17 protein-coding genes are annotated in these 16,583 nt (G+C 69.5%); 9 read left to right on the top strand and 8 right to left on the bottom strand.

Going from position 1 to position 16,583, the window contains the following annotated elements:
• The first annotated feature begins 11 nt into the window (after nucleotides 1-11).
• The 3 genes from DMC61_RS36665 (at nucleotide 12) to DMC61_RS36675 (ending at nucleotide 1,065) form a co-directional block, all read left to right on the top strand.
• Nucleotides 12-281, top strand: coding sequence for a PASTA domain-containing protein (locus tag DMC61_RS36665; protein ID WP_125695118.1), 270 nt, complete (start codon nucleotides 12-14; stop codon nucleotides 279-281).
• Nucleotides 282-356: 75 nt separating this feature from the next.
• The gene (locus DMC61_RS36670) at nucleotides 357-707 is read left to right on the top strand and encodes a DUF5997 family protein (protein ID WP_016334523.1); all 351 of its coding nucleotides are present in this window, start codon (nucleotides 357-359) and stop codon (nucleotides 705-707) included.
• Between the two features lies 1 nt (nucleotide 708).
• Nucleotides 709-1,065 (top strand): hypothetical protein, encoded by a 357-nt coding sequence (locus tag DMC61_RS36675; RefSeq protein WP_233595071.1) that lies wholly within the window; start codon nucleotides 709-711, stop codon nucleotides 1,063-1,065.
• A 98-nt stretch (nucleotides 1,066-1,163) separates the two neighbouring features.
• Here the strand turns inward: DMC61_RS36675 and DMC61_RS36680 are convergent, their stop codons facing one another.
• The 6 genes from DMC61_RS36680 to DMC61_RS36705 form a co-directional block, all read right to left on the bottom strand.
• Nucleotides 1,164-1,916, bottom strand: a complete 753-nt coding sequence (locus DMC61_RS36680; RefSeq protein ID WP_125695119.1) for a LysR family substrate-binding domain-containing protein — start codon at nucleotides 1,914-1,916, stop codon at nucleotides 1,164-1,166.
• Nucleotides 1,917-2,005: 89 nt separating this feature from the next.
• Nucleotides 2,006-4,729, bottom strand: coding sequence for an AbfB domain-containing protein (locus DMC61_RS36685; RefSeq protein WP_125695120.1), 2,724 nt, complete (start codon nucleotides 4,727-4,729; stop codon nucleotides 2,006-2,008).
• A 10-nt stretch (nucleotides 4,730-4,739) separates the two neighbouring features.
• Nucleotides 4,740-5,732 carry an ABC transporter permease gene (locus DMC61_RS36690; RefSeq protein ID WP_016334527.1) on the bottom strand — a complete coding sequence of 331 codons (993 nt, stop codon included), beginning with the start codon at nucleotides 5,730-5,732 and terminating at the stop codon, nucleotides 4,740-4,742.
• The gene (locus tag DMC61_RS36695) at nucleotides 5,729-6,685 is read right to left on the bottom strand and encodes an ABC transporter permease (RefSeq protein ID WP_125695121.1); all 957 of its coding nucleotides are present in this window, start codon (nucleotides 6,683-6,685) and stop codon (nucleotides 5,729-5,731) included. The genes DMC61_RS36690 and DMC61_RS36695 overlap by 4 nt, the downstream gene beginning before the upstream one ends.
• Nucleotides 6,686-6,719: 34 nt before the next feature.
• Nucleotides 6,720-8,195 carry a sugar ABC transporter ATP-binding protein gene (locus DMC61_RS36700; RefSeq protein ID WP_125695122.1) on the bottom strand — a complete coding sequence of 492 codons (1,476 nt, stop codon included), beginning with the start codon at nucleotides 8,193-8,195 and terminating at the stop codon, nucleotides 6,720-6,722.
• A gap of 2 nt (nucleotides 8,196-8,197) precedes the next feature.
• The gene (locus DMC61_RS36705) at nucleotides 8,198-9,265 is read right to left on the bottom strand and encodes an ABC transporter substrate-binding protein (protein ID WP_125695123.1); all 1,068 of its coding nucleotides are present in this window, start codon (nucleotides 9,263-9,265) and stop codon (nucleotides 8,198-8,200) included.
• Between the two features lie 161 nt (nucleotides 9,266-9,426).
• Here DMC61_RS36705 and DMC61_RS36710 point away from each other — a divergent pair, with 161 nt between their 5' ends.
• The 5 genes from DMC61_RS36710 to DMC61_RS36730 all read left to right on the top strand — a co-directional run bounded on the left by DMC61_RS36710 (nucleotide 9,427) and on the right by DMC61_RS36730 (nucleotide 14,322).
• A complete protein-coding gene (locus tag DMC61_RS36710) occupies nucleotides 9,427-10,425 on the top strand; it encodes a LacI family DNA-binding transcriptional regulator (protein ID WP_125695124.1) in 999 nt (332 codons plus the stop codon).
• Nucleotides 10,426-10,516: 91 nt separating this feature from the next.
• Nucleotides 10,517-11,620 carry a sensor histidine kinase gene (locus tag DMC61_RS36715; RefSeq protein WP_125695125.1) on the top strand — a complete coding sequence of 368 codons (1,104 nt, stop codon included), beginning with the start codon at nucleotides 10,517-10,519 and terminating at the stop codon, nucleotides 11,618-11,620.
• Nucleotides 11,617-12,258, top strand: a complete 642-nt coding sequence (locus tag DMC61_RS36720; RefSeq protein ID WP_063272518.1) for a response regulator transcription factor — start codon at nucleotides 11,617-11,619, stop codon at nucleotides 12,256-12,258. Before DMC61_RS36715 ends, DMC61_RS36720 begins: the two co-directional genes overlap by 4 nt.
• Nucleotides 12,259-12,553: 295 nt before the next feature.
• Nucleotides 12,554-12,952 (top strand): hypothetical protein, encoded by a 399-nt coding sequence (locus tag DMC61_RS36725; protein WP_125695126.1) that lies wholly within the window; start codon nucleotides 12,554-12,556, stop codon nucleotides 12,950-12,952.
• Between the two features lie 2 nt (nucleotides 12,953-12,954).
• Complete coding sequence (locus DMC61_RS36730; protein ID WP_125695127.1) at nucleotides 12,955-14,322, top strand: DJ-1/PfpI family protein; 1,368 nt, start codon at nucleotides 12,955-12,957, stop codon at nucleotides 14,320-14,322.
• Here DMC61_RS36730 and DMC61_RS36735 read toward each other — a convergent pair.
• A complete protein-coding gene (locus DMC61_RS36735) occupies nucleotides 14,256-15,203 on the bottom strand; it encodes a nitroreductase (RefSeq protein WP_125695128.1) in 948 nt (315 codons plus the stop codon). The genes DMC61_RS36730 and DMC61_RS36735 overlap by 67 nt on opposite strands.
• Before the next feature lie 95 nt (nucleotides 15,204-15,298).
• Nucleotides 15,299-15,658 carry an antibiotic biosynthesis monooxygenase gene (locus DMC61_RS36740; protein WP_125695129.1) on the bottom strand — a complete coding sequence of 120 codons (360 nt, stop codon included), beginning with the start codon at nucleotides 15,656-15,658 and terminating at the stop codon, nucleotides 15,299-15,301.
• 50 nt (nucleotides 15,659-15,708) lie between these two features.
• On the opposite strand from DMC61_RS36740, the gene DMC61_RS36745 reads away from it, so the two are divergent.
• Nucleotides 15,709-16,566 (top strand): DUF1206 domain-containing protein, encoded by an 858-nt coding sequence (locus tag DMC61_RS36745; RefSeq protein ID WP_125695130.1) that lies wholly within the window; start codon nucleotides 15,709-15,711, stop codon nucleotides 16,564-16,566.
• The last annotated feature ends 17 nt before the right edge of the window (nucleotides 16,567-16,583 follow it).

A 16,583-nucleotide genomic window follows, 5' to 3' on the forward strand; every position in this document is an offset into this window, starting at 1 on the left:
GGTGAGGAACCGTGGCCGTGGTGCCGGACTTCGTGGGAAAGCAGGCGCTCGACGCCTGGCTGTCCGGGCACGACGCGGGCTTGTCACTCCAGGGCCCCGATCCGGACAGCCCGCATCCCCTCCTGAACGGCCTCGTCGTCGCGCAGTTGCCCGCCGCCGGGACACGGCTCCCGCGGTGGAGCGTGGTGACCGTCTGGATCACCGGCGGCGGTGACCCGTCCGGTGTCCGCGAGCCGCGGCGCCCGCTGCCGGACCTTCTCGAAGACCAGGGCGAGGGCTGATCACCGGGTGTGATCGGCGGTGCCCGGGCCGCTCGTTACCCTGAAGCAATGACGTCGCAGAAAACCCCTCAAACCATGAAGCCCGCGACAGCGGCGAAGAAGCTGGGTGTGTACCTGGAGGCGACCCCGGCGGAGTTCCAGGAGGGTGTCGTCTCCCGCGACGAGCTGAACGCACTGCAGACCGAGCCGCCCGAGTGGCTGCGGGATCTGCGCCGCAACGGGCCGCATCCGCGTCCGGTCATCGCGGCGAAGCTGGGCGTCTCCATCAGCGGTCTGGCGCGTGGCGGGATCACCGGCGCCCTCACCACCGAAGAGATCGACGCGATCAAGTCCGAGAACCCCGACTGGCTGCAGCGGGAGCGCGAGACCCAGGCCGAGGTCCGCAAGGAGGAGGCGCGCCTCAAGGCCGCCCGCAGCGAGAGCTGACATGGACGTCGCATGGCCCGGTCGGCGTGAGGACGTACTCAACGCACTCAGAGTGCTCGCGGCAGAGCCTCCGGTGCTGGACGGCGTGGGCCGGGACGACCGATTGCCGGACCTCACGAACGCCGTCCATTGGCTGGTGGACGACACCCCGTGGGACCTGGTGGATCCGGCCACCTCGATCGGGACCATCCTCCGTGACAGCCATGAAAGCGACGTGATTCGCGAGGTCGTGGCCGCGGTCGTCGCCGTGTCGGATCGTCAAGGCGCCGCGAGTTCGGATGCGGCGTGGTTCGGTGACAGTGGCTGGAGCGACGTCCGGCGGCTCGCTACGACGGCGCTCACCTGCTTGACGCGGTGAAGGCGCTGTTCGGCTGAGTTGCGAAAGCCACTTTCGCAACGTTGAAGGTTGCGAAAGTGGCTTTCGCAACCCCGGCCCTGCGAGGCCGGCCGAAGGCGCTACCCGCGACGACGGGGCTTGCCGCGTTTCCCGCCCTGGGGAGCGCGGCGATTCCCCGGCTGCGGTTTCCGGCCGCCGGCCTGGGGACGGTTGCTCTTGACCGGGGTCTTCTTCACCGGCGCTTGCTTCTCCTGGGCCTGCTGGCGCCCGCGCGTGCTGTTGACCGTACGGCCGCGGACGATCCCGATGAACTGCTCCATCAGGTCGGTCGTCTCGTCGTCCGGCCAGGACAGCGCTACACCCGACTCCGGAGTGCCGGAGATCGGACGGTAGGTCAGGTCACGCCGATGATGCAGCCGCGCGAGCGACTGCGGGACGATCAGGAGCCCGACCCCGGCGGCGACCAGTTCGATGGCGTCCGCGGTGGTGGCGGGCCGCTCCAGCGCGGGCTTGCCCGGCGGCGCTTCCCAGTCCAGCGTGTCGTCGAGCGGGTGCAGCACGACCTCGTCGGCGATGTCGTCGACGGAGACCTCGTCCAGGGCGGCGACCAGGTGATCCTTCGGGACGACCACGACCGTCGTCTCGGTGTAGAGCGGGATCGCGTGCAGGCCCTCGCGATCGATCGGGAGCCGCAGCAGGACGGCGTCCACCTCACGCTCCCGGACCAGCGCGACCGCCTCGGCCGCCGTCGTCTGGACGAGTTCGAGCGGGACGTCGGGCGACCGCTCGTCCCAGATCCGGACCCACTTCGAGGGCGTCACGCCGGGGACGTACGCGAGTTTGAAGGAGGCGGGGGTGTCCGGGCCGGTCATGGGGGCAAGGTTACCGGGCGTGGTCGGCAGGGTCGTGAGTGGCGATTCGTGTTCTAACCCGAATCGCCCCTCACGACCCACCGGACCGGCTACGGAGCCCAGGCCCCGGAGACCGCCCACGTGACGTCCTGGTCGTACGAGACCGGGTTGTCGAACGGGTGGCCGCCGCCGCTGGTGGCGACGTAGACCTCCTCGGCGTAGTGCCGCATGTTCGTGCCCAGTTCGTTCACCGACGCCAACCGCACGCCGCCGGCCGCGGGCTGGGCGCAGAACGTCGCGTCCTTCCGGAACAGGTCGGTGTTGTCGTTCCCGCCGAGGCGCACCCGGAAGTCCGCGTGCCGCAGGAAATTGCCGGGATAATTCCGCGCCTCCAGCGAGTAGCACGAGGGGTCCGCGAGACCGCGCCGCACGACGAACGTCGCGTCCGCCTTCAGCAACGCCGCGCTCCCCGCGTTCACCACGTCCGTCCGCGCGAGGCCGTCACGGTGCCGCAGGAAGCGGTCCGTGAAGCCGGGCGTGGTCACCTTGAACGACCGCGCCTGGTCCAGCGGCAGATCCGCGCCACTGCGCCAGAGCGGGACCGACGCCGCCCACGTCGTGTCCGCCGCGAAGCTCGACGGCGTGTCCCAAGGGTTCGGCCCGCCGCTGCGCGCGAGGTAGACCGTCGCGGCGTAGTGGCGGATGAACGCGCCACGCTGGTTGAACGACTCCAGTGCCGTTCCTCCGGCGCCTTCCCTCGCGCAGAAGGTCGCGTCGCCGGCGAACGATGCCGAACCGTCGTTCGCGTCCTTGCGGATCCGCGACGACGCGTGCCGCAGGAAGTGCCCGGGATAGTTCCGCGACTCGAACGAGAGGCACGACGCGTCGGCCAGCCCCTGCCGGGCCCAGAACGTCGCGTCCTTCTTGCCGAGGTCCGCACTGCCTTCACCGAGGACGTCCGTGCGGACGAAATCGTCCTGGTGCCGCAGATACCGATCCGTGTACCCGGCCGTCGTGACCCGAAGCGACAGGAGTTCGCCTCGGCCGACCTCGGTGCCCTTGGCGATGGCGAGCACCTTCTGGTTGATCTCGCGCACCCGCGCTTCGGTCATCTTCAGCACGCGACGGTCGTAGGTGTAGAAGCCGTTGACCTCGTTCTCCACGTCGTACGGCTCGGTGTAGACCGACGCGGAAAGCCCGCGGCCGTGCACGAACCGCCCGACCTGCTTGGTGATCTCGACGTACCGGTTCGTCAGCGACGTCTCGTCCGGGTACAGCGCGCCGTACGCGAAGCCCTTGCCCGGTTCCCATTCGTGCCCGGTGACCCGCCGCCCGAGGCCGCCGTACTCCCCCAGCACCGCGATCCTTCGCGCGTCGGGTTGCCTCGTCCCGGTGGAGACCTGATACGCGTGATCGTCGATCACGTCGCCGTTGCCCGGATCCGGATCGGACACGCAGCAGTTCGATCCCGAGTTGTGGTTGATCAGCCGGGTGTCGTCGATCGAGCGGACCAGATCCACGATGCGGCCGGCGTCGTACTCGCCCCAGCCTTCGTTGAACGGCACCCACTGCACGATCGAGGTGATGCCCTTGTGCTGCTCGATCATCCGCCGCAGTTCGGACTCGAAGTTCGCGCGCCCGTTCGGGACCTCGTCGATCGAGTCGAGCGACGGCATGTCCTGCCAGACCATCAGCCCCAGTTTGTCGGCGTGGTAGAACCACCGCGCCGGCTCGACCTTGATGTGTTTGCGGACCATGTTGAAGCCCAAGGCCTTCTGGCGTTCGAGGTCGAACCGCAGGGCCTCGTCGGTCGGCGCGGTGTAGATGCCGTCCGGCCAGTATCCCTGGTCCAGCGTGCCCAGCTGGAAGACGAACTTGCCGTTGAGCAGCGGCCGCATCACGCCGCCGACCATCGCCTTGCCCAGCGACCGCATGCCGAAGTACCCGGTGACGACGTCGCCACCCGGCAGCCGCACCCGCAGGTCGTAGAGGAACGGGTCTTCGGGCGACCACAGCCGCGCGTTCGGCACCGGGATCCGCAGATGGGACCCGACGGCACCGGTGGCGGTGCCGACCACTTGGCCGCCCGAAAGCACTTCGGCGGTCGCCTGCTGCCCGGGAGTGCCCTGGACGACGAGGTCGAGCGCGCCACCGGGGACGTCGGGAGTGGTGTCGAGCCGCGTGATGTGCTCGGCCCGGACCGGTTCCAGCCACACGGTCTGCCAGATTCCCGACGCCGCCGTATAGAAGATGCCGCTGGGCGACTTGCGCTGCTTCCCCACCGGGTACCGGCTGCCGTCGACCGGCGACGCGACGCCGACGACGATCTCGTTCTCCCCGGCCTTCAGCGCCGGGGTGATGTCGAAGGAGAAGGCGTCGAAGCCACCGGTGTGGCTGCCGACCGGCGTCCCGTTGACCCAGACCTTGGTCTCCCAGGTCACGGCGCCGAAGTTCAGCTTCACCCGGCGACCGTCCCAAGTGGACGGAACGGTGAACGTCCGCCGGTAGAACATGTTGTCCTCATGCCGTTTGATCCCCGAAAGCATCGACTCGATCGGGTAGGGCACGAGTACGTTTTCACTCAACGGCCTGCCGATCGGCGGCGAATTCAGGTTCGGCGCGCCGGTGAAACCCCAGGTTCCGTTGAGGTTGAGCCATTCCGAGCGCACCAGTTGCGGGCGCGGATACTCGGGCAGCGCGTTCGACGGTGAGACCTGGTCCGTCCACGGGGTCGGGAGCGGAACAGGAGCGGCTTGGGCGACGGGGACGAGTGTCGTCGCGGCGGCCAGCAGACCGGCCACGACGCTCAGGGCCCGCGCGGTTCTTCGGTGCATGCGATCTCCCCTATCTCCGGGCGGTCGTGCGGGCCAGCGACCGCTGCAGGACAACGACCACCAGCAGGAACGCACCGCTGACCACCGATTGGTAGTTGCTGTCGAGAGTTCCTATCTGGTTGATGACGTTCTGGATGACCGTTCGGATGCCCACGCCGATGACCGTTCCGAGAATCGTGCCCATCCCGCCGGTCAGCAGGGTGCCGCCGATGACGACGACGGAGATGGCGTCCAGTTCGAGGCCGACCCCGATCACCGTGACACCGGATTGCAGGTAGGCCGCGGTCAGCGCGCCCGCGAGCCCGGAGAGCACCCCGCTCATCACGTAGACGGTGACCTTGGTCCGCGCCACCGGCAGCCCCATCAGCTTCGCGGACTGCTCCGAACCGCCGGTCGCGAACACCGCTTGCCCGAACCGCGTCCGCCGCAGCAGGAGCCCGCCGAGCAGGCACAGCGCCGCCGCGATGAACACCGGATAGCCGAACCCGAACAGCGTGCCGCGCCCGAGTTCGACGAACGCCTCGCCCTCCGGGATCTTGTACGTCGTCGCGCCCTCGGTGGTGATCGCGAGCAGCAGCCCGCGGGCGAACAGCAGCGACGCCAGTGTGACGATGAACGGAGCCATCCCGGTCTTAGCGACGAGCAACCCGTTGATCAGGCCGATCAGCCCGCATACCGCCAACGGCAGCAGCAGTGCGACGAGGAATCCCCATTGCGACCCGTAGGCCGCGAGGACCCCGCCGAGCGCGTAGACCGACCCCACCGAAAGGTCGATCCCGCCGGTGATGATCACGAACGTCATCCCGAGCGCGATGATCGCGAGGAACGAGCTCTGCAACGCGATGTCGCGCAGGTTGTCCAGGCTGCCGAACCGCGGGAACAGCAGCCACGCGACGGCGACCATGAGCACGAGCGCGATCGCCGCGCCCTGTTTCTGCAGGACGCCGGTCATGAGCTCGCGCCGGGTGGAGTCCTGGGCGGCCATCGTGGGCGCCGCGGTCATCGGCTGCTCCGTTCCCGTGCGACGTACACCGCGCCGACGATGATCGCGGCCTGGATCATCTGCGCGGTCGAATCCGGCAGGTTGTGCTTGATGAGCGTGGCGCGGACGAGCTGCATGAGCAGGACCCCCATCACCGTGCCGAGGATGCGGACGCGGCCGCCGGTCAGCGGGGTGCCGCCGACCACGACCGCGGTGATCGCGGACAGTTCCATCAGCAGCCCGGCGTCCGCGGGGTCACCGGCGCCGAGCCGCGCGGTGGAGAGCACCCCGGCCAGCGCCGCCAGCAACCCGCAGATCGCGTAGACGCCGATGAGGACGCGGTTGACCGGCAGCCCGGCGAGCACGCTGGCCCGCCGGTTGCCGCCGATGGCGACGAGCCGCCTGCCGAACGCCGTCTTCCCGACCAGCGCCGCCACCAGGACGGCCAGTACGCCCGCGATGAGCACGCTCACCGGGATCCCGAGCACGTCGCCGTTGCCGAGCGCGAGGAAATCCGGGTCGTGCAACTGGATCAGCTGGCCGTCGGCAAGGACGAGCGCCAGCCCGCGCCCGCCGACGAGCAAGGCGAGCGTCGCCACGATCGGCTGGATCCCGACTTTGGCGACGAGGACCCCGTTCAGCGTCCCCGCGGCCAGCCCCGCCGCGAGCGCGACCGCCACCGCCGGCAGGGTCCCGGCGCCGAGGTACAGCGGGACGAGCGCGGCCGAGAGCGCCATCACCGCGCCCACCGACAGGTCGACTCCTTCGGTGCCGATCACCAGCGCCATCCCGAGCGCGACCACCAGTACCGGCGCGGCCTGGATGAGCTGGGTGCGGAAGTTGCCGACGGTCAGGAAGTTCGCCGTGAACGCGATGTTGAACAGCACGAGCGCGACGACGGCGACGTACACGCCGTACTCCTGCAGCCACCGCGCCACCCGGGTCCGGTCCACCGTTTTCGCCGTGTCCGTCATGGTGGGTCCCGGTTCCTCCGTTCTCCGCCGGGTGCTAGTCATCCGCGCCGCCCGAGGCGATCGCGGCCAGCACGTGGTCCTGCGTCAGCTGCTCCCCCGCGAGTTCCCCGACCACCGCGCCGTCCTTGAGCACGATCAGCCGGTCGGCTCCGTCGAGAAGCTCCTCCATCTCCGACGAGATCAGCAGGACGGCGAGCCCTTCTTTCGCGAGTTCGTCGATGAGCGCCTGCACCTCGGCCTTCGCACCGACGTCGATACCCCGGGTCGGCTCGTCGAGCAGCAGCACCTTCGGCTCGGTGCACAGCCAGCGGGCCAGCAGCACCTTCTGCTGATTGCCGCCGGAGAGCTCGGCGACCTTCTGATCCGGGCTCGACACCTTGATCCGCAGGCGTTTCACGAACGTGTCGACGATCCTGTCCTGCCGGGCCCGGCTGACCAGGCCGAAGCGGGACAGCTTCGGCAGCGCGGCGAGAACGATGTTCTCCCGCACCGAAAGATGGGGAATGATCCCTTCGATCTTGCGGTCCTCGGCGAGCATGCTCACGCCCGCGCGCATCGCGGCCGCCACATTCCCTTGTGGCACTTGCTTTCCGCCGACGAGCACCGTGCCGCCCGACAGCGGCAGGTCGCCGACGATCGCCCGCGCGGTCTCCGTGCGGCCCGAGCCGAGCAGTCCCGCGAGGCCGACGATCTCGCCCGGTTTGATCTCCACCGAGACACCGCCCAGCCGGTTGCCGCTGGTGAGGTTCTCCGCGCGCAGCACCGGTTCACGGCCGGCCTCGTGGTCGCCCTCGAAGGCCGTCGCGCCGTGGGTGCGGATGTCGCCGACACTGCGGCCGAGCATCATCGACACCAGCTCCAGCCGCGGCAGATCGGCGAGCGGTCCGGTGTGGACTCGCTTCCCGTCCCGCAGCACCGTGACGCGTTCGCAGATCCGGTACAGCTCGTCCATCCGGTGGCTGACGTACACGATCGCGATCCCGCGTTCGTGCAGCCTGCCGATGACCTCGAACAGCGTCTCGACCTCGCGCGGTTCCAACGAGGACGTCGGCTCGTCCATGATCACGACGTCGGCGTCGACCGACACCGCGCGGGCCAGAGCGACCATCTGCTGCGCGCCGACACCGAGTGTCCCGAGTGGACGGCGGACATCGGTGTCGATGCCGTAGTCCGCCAGCAGGGCCGCCGCGTCGGAGTTCATCCGCGCCCAGTCGACCAGACCGAACCGCTTCCTCGGCTCGCGGCCGAGGTACACGTTGCTCGCCACGCTCATCAGCGGGATGAGGTTGACCTCCTGGTAGATCGTGGAGATCGCGCCCCGCGCGTGGATCGTGCCGGAATCCGGTTTGTGCACGCCGGTGAGCACCTTGATCAGCGTCGACTTGCCGGCGCCGTTTTCGCCCACCAGCGCGTGCACCTCGCCCGGCCGCAGCGCGAACGACACGTCGTCGAGCGCGCGCACCCCGGCGAACGTCTTCGTCACGCCTTCGACCTCGAGAACCGGTTCCATCGTCAGTACGCGTTTCCGAGCTTCTGCGCGGCGTTCGCCGAGTCGTACTGGTCGTCGGAGATCACGACGGTCGGCGGGATCTCCTTGCCCGCGGCGAAGTCCTGCAGCGTCGCGAAGGCGAGCGGACCGAAACGCGGGTTGGACTCGATCACCGCGTTGTAGCTGCCGTCGGCGATGAGCTGGACGGCGTTGCGGGTGCCGTCGATCGAGACGATCTTGACGTCCTTGCCCGGCGTCTTGCCCGCGGCCTTGAGCGCGGTGACCGCGCCGATGCCCATCTCGTCGTTCTCGGCGTAGACCGCGGTGATCTCGGGGTTGCTCTGGATCAGCTGCTCCATGACCGCCTGGCCCTTGGACCGGTCGAACTCGCCGGTCTGCTCGGCGACGACCTGGATGCCCGTGGTCGCGGCGATCTCGTCCTTGAACCCCTTGGTGCGGTCGGTGGTCACGTTGTTGCCGGACGCGCCGAGCAGGATCGCGACCTTGCCGGTGCCACCGGTCGCCTTCACCATCTCCTGCGCCGCGCGTTTGCCCTGCTCGACGAAGTTCGACCCGATGAAGGTCAGGTAGTCGGTGCACGGCTGCGAGGTCACCTTGCGGTCGATCGTGATGACCGGGACCTTCTTGGCCTTCGCCGCGTCGAGGGCGGGCTGGAGGCCGTCGGAGTTCAACGGGGCCACGATGAGCAGCTGCGCACCTCTGTCCAGCAGGGACTTGATGTCGCTGACCTGCTTGTTGAGATCGCTCTGCGCGTTGGTGACCAGGAGTTTGTCGTCCGGGACACCGAGTTTCTTCGCTTCGTCCTTGATGGACTGTGTCTCGGCGATCCGGAACGGGTTCGCCTCCTTCTCCGACTGGGAGAAGCCGATGACCGCGTTCTTCACGTCCACCTGCGGGTAGCCGGTCTTCTCGCGGGCGCAGCCCGGCCCCGCGGCCTGGTTCGGCGCCGCCGAAGCGGCGGGCCCCGCCCCCGACGGGGCGGATTGCTGGGTCTCACGGCTGGTGCAGGCCGTCAGCGCGAGCGCGAGGCCGGTCACCAGGAGCAGGGTGCGGCGGATGGGCAGGGACATCGATCGCTCCTCGGGGAAGTCGAGCACACGGATCTGCGGTGACCCATGTCACTCATAGGGACGATGCCAGATTTACATCGTTGGTACAACGTTGTAAATCCGCCGTTCGCGCGGCTAGGCTGTGCCGGATCTGTACCGGAGCACTGTGGAGGGGAGCGAGGGTGGCCACGCTCAAGGACGTCGCCAAGCTTGCGGGCGTCTCGGTCAAGACCGTGTCGAACGTGGTCAACGGCTACGACTTCGTCAAGCCTGAGAATCGCAAACGCGTCGAGGAGGCACTGGCGTCGACCGGGTACCGGCCCAATCTCGGTGCCCGCAACCTTCGCCGCGGGCGCACCGGGTTCCTCGGGCTGATGCTGCCCGAGCTGAGCATCCCGTACTTCGGCGAGCTGGCGGGTCTGGTGCTGCAGGCGGCGCAGGAGCACGAGTGGAACGTCCTCATCGAACAGACCCTCGGCACCAGGGAACGGGAGCGCAACGCGCTGTCCGCGCTGGGCCCGCATCTGATCGACGGGGCGATCATCAGCCCGGAAGCGTTGCACACCAACGATTTCGAGGACCTCGCGCCAGGTGTACCGCTGGTGATGCTCGGCGAGCACGTCGTCGACGTCCCGATCGACCACGTCGGTATCGACAACGTCCAGGCCGCCCGGATCGCGGTACGGCATCTGATCTCGCTCGGCCGCCGGCGGATCGCCGCGATCGGTGCGCATCCGCAGCGCCATACCGCCGCCCAGCGTTTGGAGGGCTACCACTCCGCGCTCGCCGAGGCGGGGCTCGCGCCCATCCCGGAACTGGTCCTGCCCGCCCTGCGGTATCACCGTGCCAACGGCGCCGAGGCGATGGCGCATCTCCTCGCGCTGCCGGAACCGCCCGACGCGGTCTTCTGCTTCAACGACCTCCTCGCCATCGGCGCCCTTCGCGCCGCGGCCGAACGCGGCGTCCAGGTGCCGTCGGACATGGCGATCGTCGGCTTCGACAACAACGAGGAGAGCGCGTACAGCCTGCCGTCCCTGACGACGATCGCGCCGGACAAGGCGGCGATCGCGCGGGCCGCGGTCGATCTACTGCGCCGCCGTATCGCCGGCGGAAGCGAGCTCGAACCGGAAGACGTCCAGACCCCCTTCTCGCTCGAAATCCGGAACAGCACCATCGCCTGATCCCCGCATTTAGTCCTCTGAATGCGGTAGTTTGCGCGCGCAAGGACCGCATTCAGAGGACGAAATGCGGGAGGCGTGGCATGGTGTGTCCGTGAACCGGGCCCTGGCGGTGCTGACCCTCGTCGCGTACGTGACGTTGCCGCTCGGCTCGGCCAAGTACGAGACGCTCGTGCTGCCGACGCTCCTCGCCGGGCTGGTCTACGCGGCGATCGCGATCGTGGGTTTCCCCTGGGTGCAGGAACACGGACGCGCGTGGGCGATCGCGTACGTCTGCGTTCAGTTACCGCTCGGCTTCACCCTGTTCTCGCTGTCGGGCGCCGCCGTCGGGGCGGTCCTGCTTCTCGTGGTCCTCGTCTGCCACACCGTGTTGCTGCTGCCGTTGCCGGTGGCGTTCGGGGTCGCGGTCGTGATCCCGCTCATCCACCTGCCGATGGCGCCGATGGACGGGCTCCGTGAAGGGCTCGGGACGCTCGCGGTCATGGTCTTCGCCGCCGTGGTGACCGAGCTGGTCGTCCGGGAGAAGCGGGCGCGCGAGGAACTGGCCGAGGCACACGAACGGCTTCGCGACCACGCCGCCCAAGCCGAACAGCTCGCGACCATCCAGGAACGCAACCGTCTCGCGCGCGACATCCACGACGGGCTCGGCCACCACCTCACGGTCGTCCAGATGATGTTGCAGGCGGCCCGCGCGGTGATCGGCACCGGGGACACGGAGCGGGCCGACGGGATGCTCGCCAAGGCGCAGGATCAGTCGCGCGAGGCGCTGGCGGAGGTCCGCCGGTCGGTGTCGGCGCTGCGGGAGCCGCGTTCCGGACCGCTCACGGACGCGTTGCGGACGCTGGCGGACGAGGCTTCCGCGGCGGGCGTGCCGACCGGGTTCGAGGTCAAGGGCACCGCGCGGGACACCCGCGCCGACGTCGAGGAGTCGCTGTTCCGGGCGGCCCAGGAGGGACTGACCAACGTGCGCAAGCACGCGCGGGCCAAGGCCGCGACCGTGGTGCTCGACTACGCCGTCGCCGACCGTGTGCGCCTCGAGGTTCGCGACGACGGTCTCGGGATCGCCGCGGATTCCCCACCGGACAAGGGTTTCGGTCTCGTCGGACTCCGCGAGCGGGTCGCCGGGCTCGGCGGCCGGGTCTCCGTCGACTCCGCCGAAGGGCAAGGCCTGACGCTCACCGTGGAGGTGCCGGGATGACCGTCCGCGTGCTGATCGTCGACGACCAGGCGTTGTTCCGCGAAGCGCTGGCGACCCTCCTGGAAGTCCAGCCCGAGATCGACGTCGTCGGCGAGGCGGCGAACGGCGAGGAGGCCGTGCGGCTCTGCGCCGAACTCCGGCCCGACGTCGCGTTGATGGATCTCCGGATGCCCGTGCTGGACGGGATCGCGGCCACCGCACGGCTTCGCGCCGAACAACCCGGCGTGCGCGTCCTGGCGCTGACGACGTTCGACGACGACGAAGACGTGTTCGCCGCGTTGCGTGCGGGCGCCGTCGGCTATCTGCTCAAGGACGTCTCGTCGACGCGGCTGGTCGAAGCGCTGGTGGCGGCCCAACGGGGCGAATCGGTGCTGCAGCCTTCCGTCGCGGCGAAACTCGTCGCGCGCGTGGCCCGGCTGCCCGCCGAGACACCCCGGCCGTCGGTGACCCCGCTTTCGGACCGGGAACTGGAGGTCGTCCGGCTCCTGGCGGACGGCCGCAGCAACCGTGAGATCGCCAAGACGCTGTTCCTCGCCGAGGGCACGGTGAAGAACCTGGTGACGAGTGTCTTGTCCAAGCTCCAGGTGCGCGACCGCACCCAGGCCGCCCTGCGCGCGAAGGAACTCGGCCTGTTCTGAGCGTTAGGTCGTGAAAGGCGTTTCGGTCGGACTAGGAACGCAGGGCGCGGCGTGAGTAAAGGCGTGACTCGCGTGATCAGGCACGTAACTCGCGTGACTGAAGGCCGCACTCGAGTGTTCCGCCCCTGATCACACGAGTTGCGGCTTCGATCACGTGAGTGCGGTGCCTCGTCCTGACCACCTGGACCGATCCGAAGACCCGGTCACATGACCTCGCACATGACTTCCGGCACCTGACCTCGTGTCCCGCCGCGGCCGAACATTGCTCCCGTCGCAACGACCGAGGGAGCCGGAAATGAACCACACGACCGAACAGAAGTCCCGCAAACAGTCCGTCCTGCACTTCACCCGCCACGCCGTGGAGATGCTCGTCTCGATGGTGGCCGGGATGATCGTCCTCGAACCGGTCTGGTCGTTCCTGTGGCCGGGCCTCACGGGGAACGTGACCGCGAACGCGCTGGTGATGGCGACGAACATGTCGCTCGGCATGGCGCTGTGGATGCGGATCCGGCGTCACGGCTGGGCTTCGATCGCGGAGATGTCGGCCGCGATGTACGTGCCCTATCTGCTGTTCCTGCCGTTCTTCTGGACCGGTCTGATCTCGGGATCGACCCTGATGACGGCCGGGCACGTGCTGATGGTGCCCGCGATGCTCGCCGCCATGTTCCGCCGCCGCGCCGAGTACGGAGCCTGACCATGCGCTCCATCGTCCGTCTCACGCTGACCGTGCTGGCGTTCACCGTCGCCGCGCTGGCCCTGCCGGTCACGCTCGGCGCCGTCACGCTCGACGCCAGCTTCGAAAACCGCTACACGTCGAGAACCGACGGGATCGCGCCGCCGCCGGCGAGCAAGGCGCACGATCCCGCGAAGCCGACCGCGGTGGTCGTCGTCGGCAACGAAGGCGCCGTCGTCTCCGACGCGCTCGCACCGTACGAGGTCCTGGCGGCGTCCGGCGCGTTCAACGTCTACACCGTCGCCCCGCAGGCCCGGCCGGTCACCTTGACCGGCGGGCTCGATCTGAGCCCGGACCTGGACTTCGCCGAGCTCGATCGGCTGCTCTCGGCCAAAGCCCCGGACGTCGTGGTGGTACCCGCGTTGCCGGATCTCGGCGAGCCGACCACGCGGCCGGTGACCGAGTGGCTGAAGCGGCAGTCGTCGCGGGGCTCGCTGCTCATGAGCGTGTGCAACGGTTCGGGCGTCCTCGCCTCGGCCGGCCTCCTCGACGGGAGGAAGGCCACCGCGCACTGGATCCGCATCGGCGGCTTCGACGACGAATTCCCCGCCGTGGACTGGATCCGCGGCACGCGCTACGTCGACGACGGGAACATCGTGACCACGGCGGGGATCCTTTCCGGGATCGACGGGGCGCTCCATCTCACCGAGCGGTTCGCCGGCACCGGAACCGCGCGGAAGGCGGCCGACGCCGTCGGCTGGACCCACTATTCCCCCGCTTCGAGCGCGCCGATGACGCAGAACGGCTTCGAAGCGGCGGACACCGTCGTCGGGTTCAACACCGCGTTCCGGTGGGACAAGCCGATGCTGGGGGTCCTGCTGACTCCCGGGATCCGGGAACTCGAACTCGCGGCGGTGTTCGACACCTACGGCCAGTCGCTGGCGGTCGAGACGACGGCCGTCGGGCTCGACGGCTCGCCGATCCGGTCCCGGCACGGACTGACCTTCGTCCCCCGCGGCACGCCGGTGCCGGAAGACCGGCTCGTCGTCCCCGGCGCGGACGCCGCCGCGAGTCACGCCGCCGACCGGTACTCCGCGCTCTCACCGGTGTACCTGCACGCCGGGCCCGGGTTCCCGTTCGACGCCGTCCTCGAAGACCTGGTGCGCACCACCGACACCGCGACCACGCGGTGGACTGCCAGGACCTTGGAGTACGAGACGGGGCATCTCTCGCTGGACGGCGAGGCGTGGCCGTGGACGGTCTCGCTGCGCCCGATCGGGCTGGCCGTCCTCGGTCTGCTCGTGGCCTTCGGGATCCGGGCCCTCTACCGCAGGATCCGCAGGACGTCACCGACCGGGCGGCGAGGTGTGGTGGACCCCGGGAAGCCGTAACCCAGCCGGAAAACGACCTGCGCGTTGCCCCCGACCAGCGACCGGAGAACGGCCCGGGCGGACGGGATCTCCATGGGCTGCGAGTAGAACGACGCGCTGAGGCCGAGCGAAGTCGCCGTCAGCAACGCCCGCTGCATCGCCCGCCCGGCCCGGACCTGGGCGAGCGGTCCGTCGGTCGGTGTCGTCAGCACCGCGACGACCGGATCGCGTTCGAACTCCCGGACCTGGTCGCTCTCCCCGTGATGCCGGACGGGCAGCAACCCACCCGAGGGTCGCGGCCCGCCCGCGTATGCCGGGACGCCGTCGTGGCTCCCGGCTTCCCTGGTCCACGCCCGGAGTTCCGCCTGGAAGCGGTCGTCGTGGGTCTGCAGGTGATCCGCCCGCCGGATGAGTCCCGCGACGGCCTCCAGCAGACCCACCTCGTCGAGCAGGATCAGTTTCGCGCCCTCGTCCCCGGCCGCCCGCCGCACCGCGTGCCGGGCCCCGGCCGGGACCGGGGTCGAGGCGAACGGCCGCCGGTTGCTGTACCGCATGCGGATCGATGCCGCCAGGCGCTGCTCGGCCGCACTCGCCCGGTGCCGCGGCCCGATCCTCACCCTGGCCAGCAGTTCCGGCCGGTCCTTCTCGGGCAGGAACTCCACGTCGCAGGACCGCCCCGCGACGGCGATCGCGAGTTCGAGGTTCAGCAGCGCCGCGCCGCAGGCCAACCGCGCCTCACGGCGGTCCGGGTCGCAGACCTGGAGCACGCGATCCTCGTCGAGGACGACGCCGATGACGTCCGGCCCGACCTCGAAGAGCCACGGCTGGGTGTTGTGGGGTGACGGTGCCCGGACGGCGGCCTCCAGCGCGGCGGTGACGACCGGTGCTTCGGTGAGGATCATCGCGGCTCCCTAGCCGGAGGGGTCGCCTCAGCCTTTCGTGCGGGAGCCGGGGCCGGAAGTGGCGGTGGTCCTTTCCGGATCGGGACCTTCGGCCTTCAGTCCCCCACCCTCGGCCCGGGGCCGGTCTCCCGGACGACCCGGTAACGAGGGTTCGCGCTCACCCGCGATTCGACCTCGCCGGGCAGGCCGTCGAGTGCCGCCTGGATGGCCGCGAGCCGGCCCGCGGTGTCCGACGTCTCTTCGAAATGCCGGTAGTCCGCCTCGCTCGCCCAGCTGACCAGGTTGACGACCCGCGTCCCGTCCACACTCGCGTGGAACCGGGCCGAGACGTAGCCCGGGTAGAACCGGACCCAGCGGTCCTGGATCTCGGCGAATGCCTCCACCAACGCCGCCTGGGTCTCCGGCCCGTCGACCGCGTACTCGATGATCGAGTAGAAACCCTTGTCCTCACTCATGTTCACTCCTCGAAGCAGCTGATGAACCCCAGCCTTCACCCTCGACCTCGGTGGAGATCAAGAGTGACCTGCCCGACATTCCGGGCACATTGCTCCGGCCGGACCTGGCGAGCGAACGGCTGCTCGGCGAGGATCGCCCGATGCGCGACAGCAAGATGTTCGGTCTCATCGCCCGGGGTGGGCTGGTCTGCTACGCCGTCGTGCACCTGCTCGTGGCGTGGCTCGCGGCACAGGTCGCGCTCGGCGACCACGCGCGGGCGGACAAGGCGGGCGCGCTGCAGATGGTCGTCGCCGAAGGGGGCGCGTGGCTGCTGTGGCTGATCGCGGCCGGTCTCGCCGTGCTGGCGATGTGGCAGCTCAGCGAGGCGATCACCGGGCACCGGCACGTGAAGACGCGGCGGCGGACCGTGCGCAGGATCGTCAGCGGGATCGAGGTGGTGCTGTACGGCCTGGTCTCCTACAGCGCGGTGAAGATCGCCCTCTCGGGCGCCGACGACGGCCAAGGCTCCCTCGTGGCCGGGATTCTCGCGGAGTCCTACGGGCCTGCACTGGTGACCGTCGCCGGAGTCGCCGTCGTCGCGGTGGCGGTGTTCCTCGCCCAACGCGGACTCCGGAAGACCTTCGTGCGGGAGCTCGACTTCGGCGGCGCCACCGGGACGGCCAGGACACTCACGATCCGGCTCGGGCAGATCGGCTGGATCGCGCTCTCCGCCGCGTACGGGACCATCGGCGTGCTGACGATCATCGCCGCGGTGACCTTCGACCCGGCCAAGGCGAGCGGCCTCGACGCCGCGCTGAAGACGCTCTCCGCTCAGCCGTACGGCGGCCCGATGCTCCTCGCGCTCGCGGCCGGCATCGCCGCGTTCGGTGCCTTCGCGCTGCTGGACGCGCGTTTCCGCAAGATCTGATCTGCCCGGCGAACCGA

This window comes from Amycolatopsis sp. WAC 04169 (assembly GCF_003947535.1).
Lineage (GTDB): Bacteria > Actinomycetota > Actinomycetes > Mycobacteriales > Pseudonocardiaceae > Amycolatopsis > Amycolatopsis keratiniphila.

What these genes read in the sequence shown, in the direction of transcription:
- DMC61_RS36670 (WP_016334523.1), top strand. Translation starts at nt 357, where the DNA reads ATGAAGCCCGCGACAGCGGCGAAGAAGCTGGGTGTGTACCTGGAGGCG.
- DMC61_RS36675 (WP_233595071.1), top strand. Translation starts at nt 709, where the DNA reads ATGGACGTCGCATGGCCCGGTCGGCGTGAGGACGTACTCAACGCACTC.
- DMC61_RS36680 (WP_125695119.1), bottom strand. Translation starts at nt 1,916, where the DNA reads ATGACCGGCCCGGACACCCCCGCCTCCTTCAAACTCGCGTACGTCCCC.
- DMC61_RS36685 (WP_125695120.1), bottom strand. Translation starts at nt 4,729, where the DNA reads ATGCACCGAAGAACCGCGCGGGCCCTGAGCGTCGTGGCCGGTCTGCTG.
- DMC61_RS36690 (WP_016334527.1), bottom strand. Translation starts at nt 5,732, where the DNA reads ATGACCGCGGCGCCCACGATGGCCGCCCAGGACTCCACCCGGCGCGAG.
- DMC61_RS36695 (WP_125695121.1), bottom strand. Translation starts at nt 6,685, where the DNA reads ATGACGGACACGGCGAAAACGGTGGACCGGACCCGGGTGGCGCGGTGG.
- DMC61_RS36700 (WP_125695122.1), bottom strand. Translation starts at nt 8,195, where the DNA reads ATGGAACCGGTTCTCGAGGTCGAAGGCGTGACGAAGACGTTCGCCGGG.
- DMC61_RS36705 (WP_125695123.1), bottom strand. Translation starts at nt 9,265, where the DNA reads ATGTCCCTGCCCATCCGCCGCACCCTGCTCCTGGTGACCGGCCTCGCG.
- DMC61_RS36720 (WP_063272518.1), top strand. Translation starts at nt 11,617, where the DNA reads ATGACCGTCCGCGTGCTGATCGTCGACGACCAGGCGTTGTTCCGCGAA.
- DMC61_RS36725 (WP_125695126.1), top strand. Translation starts at nt 12,554, where the DNA reads ATGAACCACACGACCGAACAGAAGTCCCGCAAACAGTCCGTCCTGCAC.
- DMC61_RS36730 (WP_125695127.1), top strand. Translation starts at nt 12,955, where the DNA reads ATGCGCTCCATCGTCCGTCTCACGCTGACCGTGCTGGCGTTCACCGTC.
- DMC61_RS36735 (WP_125695128.1), bottom strand. Translation starts at nt 15,203, where the DNA reads ATGATCCTCACCGAAGCACCGGTCGTCACCGCCGCGCTGGAGGCCGCC.
- DMC61_RS36740 (WP_125695129.1), bottom strand. Translation starts at nt 15,658, where the DNA reads ATGAGTGAGGACAAGGGTTTCTACTCGATCATCGAGTACGCGGTCGAC.